16 protein-coding genes are annotated in these 16,278 nt (G+C 37.2%); all 16 read right to left on the bottom strand.

The annotated features are described in order from the left end of the window. Positions 1 to 6: 6 nt before the first annotated feature. The 16 genes from AC3WTA_RS08405 to yqiS all read right to left on the bottom strand — a co-directional run bounded on the left by AC3WTA_RS08405 (position 7) and on the right by yqiS (position 16,171). Positions 7 to 1,425, bottom strand: a complete 1,419-nt coding sequence (locus AC3WTA_RS08405) for an RNA-guided endonuclease TnpB family protein (RefSeq protein ID WP_241043315.1) — start codon at positions 1,423 to 1,425, stop codon at positions 7 to 9. A 344-nt stretch (positions 1,426 to 1,769) separates the two neighbouring features. After that, a complete protein-coding gene (locus tag AC3WTA_RS08410) occupies positions 1,770 to 2,492 on the bottom strand; it encodes an amino acid ABC transporter ATP-binding protein (protein ID WP_309529196.1) in 723 nt (240 codons plus the stop codon). Then, entirely contained in the window at positions 2,485 to 3,144 is a 660-nt protein-coding gene (locus tag AC3WTA_RS08415) for an amino acid ABC transporter permease (RefSeq protein WP_001046922.1), read from the bottom strand. The genes AC3WTA_RS08410 and AC3WTA_RS08415 overlap by 8 nt, the downstream gene beginning before the upstream one ends. Positions 3,145 to 3,180: 36 nt before the next feature. Beyond that, on the bottom strand, positions 3,181 to 3,960 hold the full coding sequence (locus tag AC3WTA_RS08420; RefSeq protein WP_000735469.1) for a transporter substrate-binding domain-containing protein: 780 nt from the start codon (positions 3,958 to 3,960) through the stop codon (positions 3,181 to 3,183). A gap of 252 nt (positions 3,961 to 4,212) precedes the next feature. Next, complete coding sequence (locus AC3WTA_RS08425) at positions 4,213 to 4,626, bottom strand: BrxA/BrxB family bacilliredoxin (RefSeq protein WP_002008492.1); 414 nt, start codon at positions 4,624 to 4,626, stop codon at positions 4,213 to 4,215. Between the two features lie 142 nt (positions 4,627 to 4,768). Continuing rightward, positions 4,769 to 5,176 (bottom strand): YjdF family protein, encoded by a 408-nt coding sequence (locus AC3WTA_RS08430; RefSeq protein WP_000366595.1) that lies wholly within the window; start codon positions 5,174 to 5,176, stop codon positions 4,769 to 4,771. Positions 5,177 to 5,297: 121 nt separating this feature from the next. Then, a complete protein-coding gene (locus AC3WTA_RS08435) occupies positions 5,298 to 5,762 on the bottom strand; it encodes an NUDIX hydrolase (RefSeq protein WP_002096322.1) in 465 nt (154 codons plus the stop codon). 69 nt (positions 5,763 to 5,831) lie between these two features. Further along, positions 5,832 to 6,536, bottom strand: coding sequence for a DUF421 domain-containing protein (locus tag AC3WTA_RS08440; RefSeq protein ID WP_000550955.1), 705 nt, complete (start codon positions 6,534 to 6,536; stop codon positions 5,832 to 5,834). A 106-nt stretch (positions 6,537 to 6,642) separates the two neighbouring features. Next, positions 6,643 to 7,821 (bottom strand): FtsW/RodA/SpoVE family cell cycle protein, encoded by a 1,179-nt coding sequence (locus AC3WTA_RS08445; RefSeq protein ID WP_000831203.1) that lies wholly within the window; start codon positions 7,819 to 7,821, stop codon positions 6,643 to 6,645. 340 nt (positions 7,822 to 8,161) lie between these two features. Next, on the bottom strand, positions 8,162 to 9,478 hold the full coding sequence (locus AC3WTA_RS08450; protein ID WP_000257676.1) for a dihydrolipoamide acetyltransferase family protein: 1,317 nt from the start codon (positions 9,476 to 9,478) through the stop codon (positions 8,162 to 8,164). A gap of 15 nt (positions 9,479 to 9,493) precedes the next feature. Beyond that, the gene (gene bfmBAB, locus AC3WTA_RS08455; RefSeq protein WP_000290073.1) at positions 9,494 to 10,477 is read right to left on the bottom strand and encodes a 3-methyl-2-oxobutanoate dehydrogenase subunit beta; all 984 of its coding nucleotides are present in this window, start codon (positions 10,475 to 10,477) and stop codon (positions 9,494 to 9,496) included. A 13-nt stretch (positions 10,478 to 10,490) separates the two neighbouring features. Beyond that, on the bottom strand, positions 10,491 to 11,492 hold the full coding sequence (bfmBAA, locus tag AC3WTA_RS08460) for a 3-methyl-2-oxobutanoate dehydrogenase subunit alpha (RefSeq protein ID WP_000852549.1): 1,002 nt from the start codon (positions 11,490 to 11,492) through the stop codon (positions 10,491 to 10,493). Positions 11,493 to 11,519: 27 nt separating this feature from the next. Continuing rightward, positions 11,520 to 12,941, bottom strand: coding sequence for a dihydrolipoyl dehydrogenase (lpdA, locus tag AC3WTA_RS08465; RefSeq protein WP_000090438.1), 1,422 nt, complete (start codon positions 12,939 to 12,941; stop codon positions 11,520 to 11,522). 4 nt (positions 12,942 to 12,945) lie between these two features. Further along, complete coding sequence (buk, locus tag AC3WTA_RS08470; protein WP_000056196.1) at positions 12,946 to 14,049, bottom strand: butyrate kinase; 1,104 nt, start codon at positions 14,047 to 14,049, stop codon at positions 12,946 to 12,948. A gap of 87 nt (positions 14,050 to 14,136) precedes the next feature. Next, on the bottom strand, positions 14,137 to 15,237 hold the full coding sequence (locus tag AC3WTA_RS08475) for a leucine dehydrogenase (RefSeq protein ID WP_000171359.1): 1,101 nt from the start codon (positions 15,235 to 15,237) through the stop codon (positions 14,137 to 14,139). Positions 15,238 to 15,271: 34 nt separating this feature from the next. After that, the gene (yqiS, locus tag AC3WTA_RS08480; RefSeq protein WP_000763067.1) at positions 15,272 to 16,171 is read right to left on the bottom strand and encodes a phosphate butyryltransferase; all 900 of its coding nucleotides are present in this window, start codon (positions 16,169 to 16,171) and stop codon (positions 15,272 to 15,274) included. Positions 16,172 to 16,278: the final 107 nt, after the last annotated feature.

Consider the following 16,278-nt stretch of genomic DNA (forward strand, 5'->3'; position numbering starts at 1 on the left):
CACCCACTAAGCTATGCGCGAAGCAACAGCCTTACGTTTTTGCACTTCTAATAGAATCGGTGTTTTCACTTTGAGATTGTCATCCAATTGTACCACTTTTGATTTTTGCAATGTATTCAATGCACCATTAATATCAGCATGGATACATATTCCTGCTCTACTTTGGTACAGACCACGATTGATTCGTTTGCCACTAAAGCGATAATGCGTCCTATCATCCTTAGACCAAGCTGGAACACTATCTTTATCAAGAAAACTAGCTTTTGAAGTATAGCTTTCTTCTTGTTTTAAAAATCGTATACCTTCTTTTACACATTTATTCTCAATCGCTACAATCAGTTTATGAAATGGGATTTGCACAAATTTTTGATTATTCTTTTTCCCCATATCAGATTTTTGTTTCCAACCAGCGTTATACCCTACGACAACCGTATCTATGTTACATGCTTTCACTTTTTTGAACAACAAGCCTACAGTTTGTGAAATGTAACCATTTATTTGTCTTTCTCTTTTATGCCAAAGTGCAGCCACTTGATTTGTTACAATACGTTTTGAAATTCCATTGTCCATATTTTTCTGTTGTAGATTACGTATCATTTTATTGAAGTACTGGTTAATGGATTTCAATTTTTTTCCATCAATTAAGAATGTATCACCCGTATTTGTTACACAACTTAATAATCTGTCTACACCTAAATCGCAACTCAAAGCGTTACTAGTAGTCGTGGATGGCTTCTTCATTTGAGAAACGTGCATTTCATATGTGTAATGCACCTCAAAGAACCGACCTTTTTGCTTTGGTACAATCTCAATGTAGGAGATTTTTTTATTTCTTAAGTTTTTAGGCATACGTATTTTAATGGAACCGAATTTTTTTCTGAATGCAACATTCATCGGAATCATCCAATACCCGTTATCATCCACTTTTGGAACTTGATAGATTTCAATGATTCGTTTGTCCGTTGAACGAGAATAATTCGGAAACTTAGGACGACCTGTGAAGGTTTCAGGTTTTTTCTTCCACTGTTCCCATGCTTTAAAAAAGCTCTTCACTTCTGTAAATAAGGCTCTACGAATCGCTTGAACAGAGTTTGATTGCATGCCCGAGTAGTTCATATCGGCTTGCATGGCAGTGTCCACTTCTTTTACAGTAGCCATTTTGTTATTGTTCAAGTAACTTTGTTTAATAATGTACAATCCAACATTTCGCAAAGCTTTTGAACTATGCGACATGCGTTGCAGTAAACGAAATTCTTTAGCCGTAAGGCAAGCTCGTCCGATATTTTGTTTCTGCGTGAAGCGTTGCAGGGTTTCTCTTTTCTTTTGTTTTCGTAATACTTTCACTGCTTTCTTTTTAGTCATTGGTTTCACCACCTTTCTTAGAGAAATAATTTTGTAATTGTTAATTACTTTTGACCAATCAATATTTGGAACGAAACGGAACAAAATGTGAACATGGTCTTCATCATAATTACTTTTGGTTCAAGTGACCGAATGATGATTATTATCCAATTTCGTTGCCTTACGATATATTCCCTCCTTATTTACGACAGATTATATCGTAGATAAGGAGGGAATATTCGCCCTCAAAAAATTGTTATGAACGAAACAAAAGTGTTTGGTCTACCTTCTGACGACAATTCATCTCCACCTGAATTGTTGGGTTTCACCCGTAACACAAATCAGATGGAGTCTTCTTGCCGGAAGGGATAAAAAAGGATGACACAATGTCATCCTTTTCTACTTATTATTCACGCAACCTTTACATATTACAATATTTTTTGTAAAAATTGTTGCGCACGTTCACTTTTCGGTGCTACAAAAAATTCTGCTGGCGCACTATCTTCTACAAGCTTTCCACCATCTAAAAAGAGAACACGATCTGCTACTTCTTTTGCAAATCCCATTTCATGTGTAACAATCACCATTGTCATTCCTGTCGTAACTAATGATTTCATAACTTCTAACACTTCTTTTACCATCTCTGGATCTAGTGCTGATGTTGGTTCATCAAATAACATAACTTCTGGTTCCATCGCTAACGCTCTCGCAATTGCTACACGTTGCTTTTGTCCTCCCGAAAGACGATTGGGATACGTATCTTTTTTATCTAATAAACCGACCTTTTCTAAAAGTTTCTCGGCTTTCTTGTCAGCTTCTTGTTTCGTTACTCCTTTTACATTGATAGGAGCATACGTAATATTTTCTAATACAGTCATATGAGGAAATAGGTGAAAATGCTGAAATACCATTCCGACATTTTCACGAACGTGCTTAATATTCGTTTTCGGATTCGTTACTTCTTCCGTTCCAATCCAAATGTGACCATTTGTCGGTGCTTCTAGCACATTCATACAACGTAAAAATGTTGATTTCCCTGATCCAGACGGTCCAATAATTGCTACTACTTCCCCTTTTTCAATCGTTGTTGTAATCCCTTTTAATACTTCGTTTTTTCCAAATGATTTATGAAGGTTTTCAATTTTAATCACTTTTCTTCATTCTCCCTTCAATTGCCTTCCCGACTAATGTAAGAATAATGACTAGCATATAATAAATGAGTCCAACAAAAAGTAATGGTTCAAGATATTTAAACGTCTCACCGCCTACAATGTAAGCACGGCGCATTAAATCGGTCGCTCCTATTACTGTTACTACAGCCGATTCTTTCGTAAGTGTCGCAAACTCGTTCACAAGCGCTGGTAATATATTTTTTAATGCTTGAGGGAAAATGATATTTCGCATCATTTTCCCGTAAGGAATTCCTAAAGCCATCGCTGCTTCTGTTTGTCCTTTATCAACCGCTTGAATGCCGGCACGAATTACCTCTGACATATATGCACCTGAATTTAAGCTAAATGCTAATACAGCTGCTACGAATGCTGGTATTTCATAACCAATTATTTGCGGGACACCGAAATAAATAATCATTAATTGCAATACAAGTGGTGTACCACGGAAAATTGATGTATAAAAATCTGCCGCTATATTTAATGCTCGTATTCTAGCAATTTTGCAAAGCGCTAATAACGTTCCTAAAATAAACCCAACTAACGCTGATACTGCTACAATTTTTAAAGTAACTTCTAGCCCTTTTAAAATATATGGTATCGAAGGCGTAATCGCCGAAAAATCTAAGTTCATTCTTTTCATTCCCCTCACAGAAAAGTGAAAGGCAGCTTATTTTTCGCTGCCAAACCATTTCTTCACTAATTTATCCATTTCTCCATTTTCTTGCATTTTTTTAATTACTTTATTAAATTCTGCTGTTTTATCACTGTTTTTCGGAAGGGCAATTGCTGCTCCTACTTCTTCTGGTGCTTCTTTAATTTCAATTCCTTGTAATTCTTTCATTTTTTCTAAATAATTTTTAGCAACTGTGTCTTCTATAATTGCAGCTTCAAAACGACCAGCTTTAATTTCTTGTACGATTTCTGGTATACGGTCACGTCCCTCAACTTTGAAATCTACTTGTTTTTTAAATTCTGCTGCTTTCTCTTCTTGGATAGATCCTGTTTGTACCCCTACTTTTTTCCCTTTTAAATCCTCTACAGATTGAATATTAGAATCCTTTTTAGAAACGACCATGTTTTTCGCAACAAAATATATATCTGTGAAATCAACATTATTTTTACGCTCTGCCGTTGGCGTCATACCTGCCATTACGAAATCAACTTTTCCTGAGCTAAGGGATGCTAATAAACCACCAAAATCCATATCTTTCACTTTCACTTCATAACCAAGTTCTTTTCCGATATATTTAGCAACATCAACATCAAAGCCGATAATTTCATCACTTTTTGAAGCTTCTACGTATTCATATGGTTTATAATCTGCTGAAGTCCCCATAACCAGTACTTTCTTATTTTTTCCACTAGCCTTTTCTTCCCCATTACTACAAGCACTGAACATACTTACAATTAAAATAAGTGCAAACGATATTGATAATAACTTCTTCATCTTTCTTCCCCCTAATAATGTATATTTAAAAGTTTAATAGAATATTTATTCGATGTTTGTATTGTATCAGCACTTTAATTTTTATGCAATATATAAAATAAAAATAAATAAAACATCAATACAAACACCGTTCGGTATGTATAAAATGTTGCATAAAATAACAAAACTATGCATGTCCCATAAATTTTAATACTAAATAAAAAAAGGCGGTACATCCACTTCATTGTGGACGTACCGCCTTTTCGCTTATATTTATAGTTCTTCACAATTCTCTTCGAAATAAGATTGTAGTTTTGCAATAACTTGCATTGGTTCATGACCTTCAATTTCATGACGTTCTACCATCGTTACAATTTTTCCATCTTTTAATAAAGCGAATGATGGAGAAGAAGGTGGATATCCTTCGAAATATTCACGAGCTGTTGCTGTCGCTTCTTTATCTTGACCTGCAAACACCGTTACAAGATGGTTAGGACGTTTATCATAATGTACGGAATGCGCAGCAGCAGGACGAGCAATACCACCTGCACAACCACATACAGAGTTTACCATTACAAGTGTTGTTCCATTTCTTTTAAACGCTTCTTCTACTGCTTCCGGCGTCGTCAATTCTGTATATCCAGCAGAGACAATCTCTTCACGCGCTTGGCGGACAACATCATTCATAAAAAAGTTAAAATTAATCAATCTTTTCCCTCCTCTAAAACTACCTATTTGTATCTTACCAGTTAATGTTTATGAAATACAAGTAAGTTTACTTGTATTTGGGTATAGAAAAGGTGTTAGAGCTCTTGCTCTAACACCTTTTTTAATGGCCACGATGCTTTTGCTTTGCTTTTTGTACTTTAATTAAGCGTCTTCTTTGTTTTTCAGCTTCTCGCTTCTCTTTAGACTGCACTTTCTTTTCTTGTTTATGCAGTTCATAAGATAAGCTAATTGCCTCTTGCGCCTTAGTAAAACGGTTTACATTTACTTCTTTTGCTGCTTGTCGTATAATCCGCTTTATAGTTTTTGGACGCTGTTTTTCTTTCACTTCCACACCACATTTTGCAAAGTGCTGAAAATACGCTAACATTGAACCGTTCACAAATATAAGCACTTCTTCGTCTGAAGGTTCCGTTCCAAAAATATACCTTGCTCCATACAACTTCCCTTTTTCTTTACATGTAATAATTCCTACGAAAAATTGACCATCGTGATATACTGTCAAATCCATTGACAGCCCCTCCTTTAAAAAATTAGAAATACTGGACATCCCGGAGGGGAAGGTTACTGACATAAAATCATGCGTCTGGACTACCAACCAGAGCTGTGTTTTTGTATTTCTTTCACTATTATTATATCTTTTTTTCCATAATCTTCATATATTCAACAATCATTTTTTTATGAGATCCTACAATATAGTCAGGTAGTTCTGTTACTTGAAAAAATTTAAGCTGAACCGCTTCTTCTTTATTCATAACAAAATCCCCTTCGTATTCATCTGTATAATAAGCGGTCGTTACAGATTGAAATTCATCACCGTTTGCTAATTTTGTAAAATAGTTCGCTCCAGAAAATACATTAATTAATCGTAAGTTCTTCACTTTTATTCCTGTCTCTTCATATACTTCCCGGTAAGCTGTTTCTTCTGGTGATTCACTAAGTTCCATGAGCCCACCAGGCAGCCCCCATTTTCCGTACGGCTCTGTTCGTTGCTGTAGTAATACATATCCATTTTCATTTATAACGAGTACAACAGCACCAACTAAAATTAAAGGGCGATGACCAACTATTTTTCGTAATTCTTCTACATATCCCATCGTATCCCTCCTTTTTCGTTGTCCACACTATTGTATCATATGTATGAAAAGACAAAATGCGTATATTTTTCATTTTTTTAACAAAATATTTATTTTATGCGCTTCATCCACTGTAGCTAACATAATGGATTCGATTTCCGCACTCTTCTCTAAAAACTCTTTCGCCCACTCTTCTGTTTTTCCTAATAAAGCTAGAACATCTTGCTGAATCCTCCCATCCTTTACTAATATAAAAGAAACTGGAGATTTTTTTCCCGCTACTTTCAGATCCAGCCGCGAGACTGCTTCATATTCTGGATACCGAAATATAGAAACAACACCGCTCGCTTCCCATAGTGCTAATTTAATCGTCTGAATATCGCTCACATTTCGCATACGAAGTTCCGAAAATAAATATTCCACAGTAATTCTCGCTTTTTTCAAATTGCTAAAATCAATGAAACCATTGTGTATAAGAATAATAGGTGCTGGCTCTAAAAAGCGTCTCCATCTATCCCATTTCAACATTAGAACTGAGCTTATAATGTGAAGTACAACGAGTATGAACGTTGTAATCATCGAACCGAGTAATCCCACTTTTTCATCAGATAATGCGTTAGAAATATTCCCACCAAGCAATAACACTAATACGACATCTAAAAAACGAAGTTGTGCGATGGACCTTTGCCCCATCGCTTTCGCAACTAATATTAAAAATATGTATGCTATAATAGCCCGAATAACCCATTCACTATTAGAAAGATGCCGTGCCCCTTCAAAAATATGCATATGCATCACTTTACACTCCTTACCCGTCTCAAACTGCTACTTTGTTTTAGTTTGCAACGTTTAAGAGCATATATGTAAAAAAGCTGATTCGTTTTTAAACGAATCAGCTTTTTTACTTGACGGAAAACATATACTTTTTATACGTTTTTCGTACGGATAATATGAGACCCATCATAATCATATTCGAGAACAAGGAACTTCCCCCATATGATAAGAACGGTAATGCAATCCCTTTTACAGGCATTAATCCAACGATCATACCGATGTTTTGGAATATTTGAACCGTTAATATCCCAATTGATCCAGCACATAATAATGTACCGAATAAATTATCAGCAGAATAACCGATAATAATTGTTCGATATAGTAATAATAGGAACAAGAATACAACTAACGCTGCTACGATAAATCCACCTTCTTCGGCAATTGTAGCGAAAATAAAGTCAGTATGCTTCTCAGGGATATAGACGTTCCCTTCGCCAAATCCTTTCCCTTCCATACCGCCACTACCTACAGCTAAAATCGATTGCTGTGTTTGATAACCTTGATCTGTATGTTCGAATGGATCTAACCAACCTAAAATACGTGATTGTTGGTGAGGTTTTAGTAACGTAACTAACTTATTAAAGAAGAAATCTTCATACCTTACGTAAATAAATATTAACGTAGATAATATGGTGACTGGAATAACTGTACATAACGCTATCAATTTCTTCTGAATACCTGACATAAATAAAATACATGCAATTGCAGCAGCATATAAGAACACCATCCCTGTATCCGGTTGGCTATATACAACAGCCATAGGCGGGAGGGATACTAACACAATTTTACCTACTAATTGTAAATCCGTTTGGAATGTCCTTGCCATATACTGTGCATTATGTTTCACTGCTATACTTGCTACTACGAGAAGCAATGAAATTTTGAAAAACTCAGATGGTTGAATTTGTCCAACTAACGGAAATACAAACCATCTTTTTGCACCTAATTTTTCAGGTGTGAAAGTGGAAACCGGTAGTATTTTCAAAAGAATAAGTGAACCAAATCCAACGATATAAAGTGGCCAAGACAATTTTTGTAATTGATCTAAGTCGATGCTTGCAACAAGCAATAACAATACAACTCCAATTATGTAGTTCAAACCCTGTTTCATCGCAAAGTTTGCCTCTCCATATTGGCCAGTTTGCTGACTGCTATATATAGCAGCTATACTTGTAACACATAATGCTAACAAAATTAATATTAATTTTACATCTAAACTTTTTAGAAACTCGGTACTTCTTTTCATGACATCCTCCTGAAACATTGTTACAGCAAAATAAAAAACCAGGAGTCAACATTCTTCATGTTTTGACGACTGATTACACATTATCTATAAAACACTTATATAGAATAACTCTCTTTTTCATACAATACAATATATTATACTACAGTTTCGTCAGTAAGATTTGCCAAAAAAATTATTCTTTTCTTATTTTATATCCATATACCATATATCAGCAATGTATTTTCATAAATTCCTAATACATAATCGTTCATTGTAAGATTACTGGGGAAGATATTATACATATAGTAGGATGTAGATGAAGAAATAAGATGATAAAAAGCTCGCATAAGCGAGCTTTTTATTAATATACAGATGTATTATTTTCTGACGTATTTTCTAAAATTTCTTTTACACGTCCTAAGAACTTACCACAAATTAAGCCATCTAGTACACGGTGATCAAGTGATAAACATAAGTTAACCATGTCGCGAGCACCGAACATACCATTATCCATAATTACTGGGCGTTTTACAATCGATTCAACTTGTAAAATAGCCGCTTGTGGGTAATTAATAATACCCATAGATTGAACAGAACCAAATGATCCTGTGTTATTAATTGTAAATGTTCCACCTTGCATTTCGTCCGCTTTTAACGATTTTGTACGTACTTTTCCTGCAAGCTCTGTAATTTCACGAGCGATACCTTTAATCGTCTTCTCATCCGCGTGTTTAATTACTGGTACAAATAGTTCGTCCTCTGTTGCAACAGCGATAGAAAGATTAATATCTTTCTTCTGAACGATCTTATCGCCAGCCCACATTGAATTGATTTGAGGATACTCTTTTAACGCTTGCGCTACTGCTTTTACGAAGAAAGCAAAGAACGTTAAATTAAAGCCTTCGCGCTTTTTGAAATCACCTTTAATTGAATTACGGTATGACACAAGGTTTGTCACATCTACTTCAATCATCATCCAAGCATGTGGTGCTTCGTGTTTACTACGTAACATGTTCGCTGCAATTGCTTTACGCACACCTGTTACTGGAATTTCGATATCGCCAGGCATTGTTGGTACAGAAACTGGTTTTGCAGCTTCTACTTTTTGTGCTACTGGCGCTGCTTTTGGTGCTTCTGGACGCGCTTCTACTACTGCTGCTACCGCTTCCTCTTTCTTCGCACCTGCTTGCGGAATATTTCCAGATTCCACTAGCTTTAAAATATCTTTACGAGTGATACGGCCATTTGCTCCCGTACCTTCTACTAAATCTAAATCAACATTATGCTCACCTGCAAGTTTTAAAACAGCTGGTGAAAAACGTGGTTTTCCATCAGTTGGTTGTTTTGCTTTCGGTGCTTTTTCAGGCGTAGCTACTTCTGCCTTTGGTTCTTCTTTTGTTTTTTCCTCAACAGCTGTCGCTGCTACTTCATCTGCGCCTTCTACTTGAATAACACAAACTACTTCACCTACAGCTAACGTCTCACCTTCACCAGCGATTAATTCTTTCACAATACCAGTGAAAGAAGATGGTACTTCAGCATTTACTTTATCAGTCATTACTTCTGCAAGCGGATCATACTTGTTTACGTGATCGCCAACATTAACGAGCCATTTACTAATTGTACCCTCTGTAACGCTCTCCCCGAGCTGAGGCATTGTGATATTTTCTACAGCCATGTATAGTCCCCCCGATTAAAATTCCGCAAGTTCACGCATTGCTTTTTCAACTTTATCTGGATTTACCATAAAGAATTTTTCCATTGTTGGTGCATATGGCATTGCTGGAACGTCTGGACCTGCAAGACGTGCGATTGGCGCATCTAAATCAAACAGACAGTTTTCAGCAATAATTGCTGCCACTTCACTTATAATACTTCCTTCTTTATTGTCTTCTGTTACAAGAAGAACTTTACCTGTTTTAGAAGCTGCTTCAATGATTGCTTCTTTATCTAATGGATATACAGTACGTAAATCAAGAACATGTGCAGAGATGCCATCTTGCGCTAACTTTTCAGCTGCTTGAAGAGCAAAGTGAACACATAATCCGTACGTGATAACAGTAATATCATCACCTTCGCGTTTTACATCTGCTTTTCCGATTGGTAATACGTAATCATCCTCTGGCACTTCACCTTTAATTAAGCGATATGCACGCTTATGCTCAAAGAATAATACTGGATCTTCATCACGAATTGCTGCTTTTAATAAACCTTTTGCATCATATGGTGTAGAAGGAATAACAATTTTCAAACCTGGTTGGTTCGCAAACATCGCTTCCACAGATTGCGAATGATACAATGCACCGTGAACACCGCCGCCAAATGGCGCACGAATTGTAACTGGACAAGTCCAATCGTTATTAGAACGATAACGAATTTTTGCTGCCTCAGAAACAATTTGGTTTACTGCTGGCATGATGAAATCGGCAAACTGCATTTCAGCGATTGGACGCATACCATACATTGCCGCACCAATTGCTACCCCAGCAATTGCAGATTCTGCAAGCGGTGCATCAAGCGCACGATCTTCACCAAATTGATCATATAATCCGTGTGTCGCTTTAAATACGCCACCTTTTTTACCAACATCTTCACCTAAAACAAATACTTTCTCATCGCGTTCCATTTCTTCGCGCATTGCTAATGTAATAGCATCAATATAAGACATTACAGCCATGAAACGTTCCCCCCTATTCTGCGTATACGTGCTTCAATGCATCTTCAGGTGCTGCATACGGAGCATTTTCTGCATATTCTGTTGCTTCATTTACGATATGCATAATTTCGTCTAACATTTGTTTTTCAAATTCCTCAGTTAACACGCCAGCTTCTTTTAAATAAGCTGCAAATGTTATAATTGAATCTTTTTTCTTTGCTTCTTCTACTTCTTCTTTATCACGATAAACACGATCATCGTCGTCACTAGAATGTGCTGTTAAACGATATGATACTGTTTCAATTAAAGTTGGGCCTTCACCACGACGGCCGCGGTCTGCTGCCTCTTTTACAGCTTTATATACTGCAAGCGGATCGTTTCCGTCTATTGTATATCCAGGCATACCGTAACCAATTGCACGGTCTGATACGTTTTTACATGCTAATTGTTTTTCAACTGGAATAGAGATTGCGTATTTATTATTTTCACACATGAAAATAACAGGTAGTTTGTGTACACCAGCAAAGTTTGCCCCTTCATGGAAGTCACCTTGGTTTGAAGAACCTTCTCCAAATGTAACAAACGTTACTAAATCTTTCTTTTCCATTTTTCCAGCTAATGCAATACCAACTGCATGTGGTACTTGCGTTGTTACTGGAGATGATCCTGTCACAATACGATTTTTCTTTTGCCCGAAGTGACCAGGCATTTGACGACCACCAGAGTTTGGATCTCCAGCTTTCGCGAAAGCAGACAACATAAGCTCTTTAGCTGTCATACCGAACGCTAGTACAACACCCATATCACGGTAGTATGGTAATGCATAATCTTTCTCTCTATCAAGAGCGAATGCTGCTCCAACTTGTGCAGCCTCTTGTCCTTGACAAGAAATTACGAATGGAATTTTACCCGCACGGTTTAATAACCACATACGTTCGTCGATTTTACGTGCAAGTAACATCGTACGGAACATTTCTAATACTTGCTCATCACTTAAGCCAAGCTCTTCATGGCGCTTTTCTTTTACTTCTGCCATTTTTCATAACCTCCTAAATCCACATTTTTATGCGTGTAACGCTTTTCCATCTACAGCTAATGCTGCTTCACCAATCGCCTCAGATAATGATGGATGCGGATGAATTGTATGTGCTACTTCCCACGGTGTTGCATCAAGTACTCTTGCAAGACCAGCTTCAGAAATCATATCTGTTACATGTGGTCCAATCATATGAACACCAAGAATGTCATTTGTTTCTTCATCAACTACAAGTTTTACGAAACCATCTGATTCGCCGTATACAAGTGCTTTTCCGATTGCACGGAATGAGAACTTACCTACTTTTAGCTTATAGCCTTTTTCTTTCGCTTCTTGTTCTGTTAAACCGACAGAAGCAACTTCCGGACTGCTATATACGCATTTTGATACCATAGAGTAATCAATTGGTGTAACTTCTTTACCAGCAATATGTTCTACTGCAACAATTCCTTCATGAGAAGCAACGTGAGCAAGTTGTAAGCCACCGATTACATCTCCAATTGCGTAAATATGAGATTCTTTCGTTTGATAAAACTCATTTGTTTGAATGTATCCTTTTTCCACAACGATATCCGTATTCTCTAAACCAATATTTTGCGTATTGGCTTGTCTTCCTACAGATACAAGCATTTTTTCTGCTTTAAATTCTTTATTCTCACCGTTATGTTCAGCTTGAATTGTTACTCCATTATCTTTTACCAATGTTTCTGGTAATACTTTTGCACCAGTTACCACTTTAATACCTTTTTTCTTGAATAGACGTTGCATTTCTTTTGAAACGTCCTGATCTTCTAGTGGTAATATCGTTTTCGCATACTCTAATACTGTAACTTCTACACCGAAGTCAGCAAGCATAGATGCCCACTCAATACCGATTACACCGCCACCAACGATAATAATTGAGCTAGGAAGCGTTTCCATTTTTAGAGCATGATCGGAAGACATTACATACTCTCCGTCTAATTCTAAACCTGGTAATGAATTCGGACGAGAACCTGTTGCAACAAGTACATTTTTTGGAATTAACATTTCATTCTCTTCTCCACTTGCAAGTTCAACTGAAATTGTCCCTGGCATTGGAGAGAAAATAGATGGGCCAAGAATACGGCCGATACCTTCAAACACATCAATTTTACCTTGTTTCATTAAGTGTTGAACACCTTTATGAAGTTGCGTTACAATCTTCTCTTTACGCTCTTGCACTTTCGCAAAGTTTAGTTCTACATTACTTGCAATAACTCCGAACTCTTCGCTTTTTTTAGCAGTTGCGTATACTTCCGCACTACGTAAAAGAGCTTTACTAGGAATACATCCTTTGTGCAAACAAGTACCACCAAGATTTTCTTTTTCAACAAGTGCAGTTTTTAAACCTAGTTGTGATGCTCGAATAGCAGCAACATATCCACCAGTACCACCGCCAACGATGACTAAATCATATTCTCTTGCCATTATCTCAACCCCTAGCTACTGTTTGTTTTTCTCGTACAACATACTCTTTCGGCGCTTCTTCTTCACGTAATACACGAAGTGCTCCTTCTGCTAATGCTTGTAATTCATCTTCCCCTGGATGTACGATAACATCTGCAATCCAGTCAACACGTTCTTTTATTTCATCAACAAGAATTTTACTGTACGCAAGTCCACCAGTTAAAACGATTGCATCAATTTTCCCTTGAAGTACAGCGCTAGCTCCGCCAATCTCTTTTGCAACTTGATATGCCATTGCTTTATAAATAAGAGTTGCTTCCGGATCACCTTTTTCAACCATTTGTTCTACTTTGATTGCATCATTTGTACCGATTAGGCTTACAAGTCCACCTTGTCCAACAAGTTTTTTAACCATTTCGTCACGGTAATACTCACCAGAGAAACACATCTCCACTAATTGCCCTACCGGTACTGTACCCGCACGCTCTGGACTAAATGGGCCTTCTCCGTTTAAGCCGTTATTCACATCAATAACTTTTCCTTTTTTATGAGCACCAACTGTAATACCGCCACCCATATGTGTAACTAATAAATTTAAATCCTCGTATTTGTGATTTAATTCTTCAGCCACTTTACGAGCAACCGCTTTTTGGTTTAATGCATGGAAAATACTTTTACGTTCCATACCAGCAATACCGCTTATACGAGCAATCGGCTCCATTTCATCTACAACGACAGGATCTACTATGAATGCCGGAATATTTAATCCAGAAGCGATTTCATATGCTAAAATGCCTCCAAGGTTTGAAGCATGATGACCGCTAAACCCATTTTTTAAATCTTCTAACATCGAATCGTTTACTGTGTATGTTCCGCCTTCAATTGGACGAAGTAATCCCCCACGCCCACAAACTGCGTTTAACTTTGAAATGTTAATACCGTGAGAATGTAGAACTTCTAAAATCGTTTCTTTGCGAAACTCATATTGATCGATAATTCGCTTATATTTTCCAATTTGTTCTTCGTCATGACGAATAGTTTCTTCTAAAACGGGCCTTTCATTATCAAAAACACCAATTTTTGTGGATGTACTACCCGGATTAATAACAAGAATTCGATTTAAAGACACTGTTGCTACCTCCACTAATAAATTCAAAAGGAGGTGGAAACCTCATAAGAGGTAACCACACCTTTTGTAAAAGTAATATATGAATGATTAGCGACGGCTAATAATGTCGTGACCGTTGCGTAAGTATGTGCTACGAGAGTTTTTCAAGCTTGCAATGCGCTCTTCAGCTAAACGATCTGCTGCTACATAAGTTGCAATGCCATCGCGTTTTGAAATTTCGATTACTTTTGCAATTGTGTCATAAATAGACTCAACACGTTTTAGTGCACGTTCTCTATTGTATCCATATAATTCGTCTGCTACGTTAATTACACCACCAGCATTAATAACATAGTCTGGTGCGTATACAATACCCATTTCATGAATCATGTCGCCGTGACGATTTTCTTTTAATTGGTTATTTGCAGAACCTGCGATTACTTTTGCTTTAAGTTGTGGAATAGTTTCGTCATTAACTGTTGCGCCTAATGCACATGGTGCGTAAATATCACATTCAACACCGTAAATTTCATTTGGCTCAACTGCTGATGCACCGAATTCTTCTACCGCGCGTTGTACAGCTTCTTTATTAATATCTGTAACGATTAATTTTGCTCCTTCAGCGTGTAAATGTTTGCATAGGTGATATGCTACGTTACCAACACCTTGAACAGCAATTACTTTTCCTTCTAAATTATCAGTACCGAAAGCCTCTTTAGCAGCTGCTTTCATACCACGATAAACACCGTATGCAGTTACTGGAGATGGGTTACCAGAAGAACCGAATGATGGTGAAATACCTGTTACAAAGTCAGTTTCTTCGTGAATAATATCCATATCATCTACTGTTGTACCAACATCTTCAGCTGTAATGTAACGTCCGTTTAGTCCTTGAATGTATCGTCCTAATGCACGGAACATCGCTTCGCTCTTATCTTTACGTGGATCACCGATAATTACTGTTTTCGCACCACCTAAGTTTAAGCCAGCTGCTGCGTTTTTGTATGTCATCCCTTTTGCAAGACGCAATGCATCTTCAATCGCCGCTTCTTCAGAATCATATGTCCACATTCTTGTTCCACCAAGAGCTGGTCCAAGTGTTGTATCATGAATTGCAATGATTGCTTTTAAACCAGATTCTTTATCTTGACAAAATACTACTTGCTCATAATCATATTTTTCTAAGTATTCGAAGATTTCTAATGTCATTGTCGTTTCCCCCTAGTGTTTTACCCTTTTTGGTTTATTTTGAAGCAGTCGCAACTGCCAATGCTAATGAATATACTTTTGTTTCTGCTGAATCAGCACGAGATGTTAAAACAATCGGTGCTTTTGCGCCAGCAATCATAGCTCCTACTTTTGCATCCGCAAAGTATACGAGTGATTTGTATAGCACATTTCCAGCTTCAATCGTTGGGACGAGTAAAATGTCTGCCTTACCTGCTACATCACTTACTATGCCTTTATGTTCTGCTGCAATTTGTGATACTGCATTATCTAAAGCAAGTGGTCCATCAACGACACAATTTTTAATTTGTCCGCGGCGATTCATTTGAGTTAACATCGCTGCATCAATTGTCGCTTGCATCGCAGGATTCACAACCTCTACCGCTGCAATTGGTGCTACCTTTGGCAAATCTATTCCTATTGCCTGGGCAACTTCTACAGTATTCTGTATAATAGCAGCTTTTTGTGTTACATCAGGTGCAATGTTCATCGCTGCATCTGTAACAAAGATAAGACGATCGTAATTTGGAACTTCAAATGCTGCAACGTGTGAAAGTACGCTACCTTTACGAAGTCCCCACTCTTTATTTAATACAGCTTTCAAAATATTTGCTGTCGGGATGTTTCCCTTCATAAGCACATCTGCTTCGCCATTTCTTACAGCTTTAACAGAAAGTTCTGCAGCCTCAGCACTTGACGCTGCTGCAATCACTTCAATGTGTTCTGAAGTTTGTAAACCATGTTCTTGTAGCATCCCCATTATTTTTTCTTGATTTCCATATAGACGAAATTGAGCTAGCTGTAATTTAATTGCTTTCGCTACAGCTTCAATTACTTCATGATCTTCAGCTACTGCTACAGCCACAGTTTTTTTAGGCTGTCCTGCTGCTTGATCAATTAAGTGTTCTAACTTCATATTTTGTAATCAACCCTTTCCGTCGTCCCTCGTCTATTTATAAAGCAAATACCGTGCCAACTTTTAAAAGTGGTCTTACCAATAATGAAAACGCATTCAAAATGCAG

The sequence above is a fragment of the Bacillus sp. EB106-07-01-XG149 genome (genome assembly GCF_058791555.1).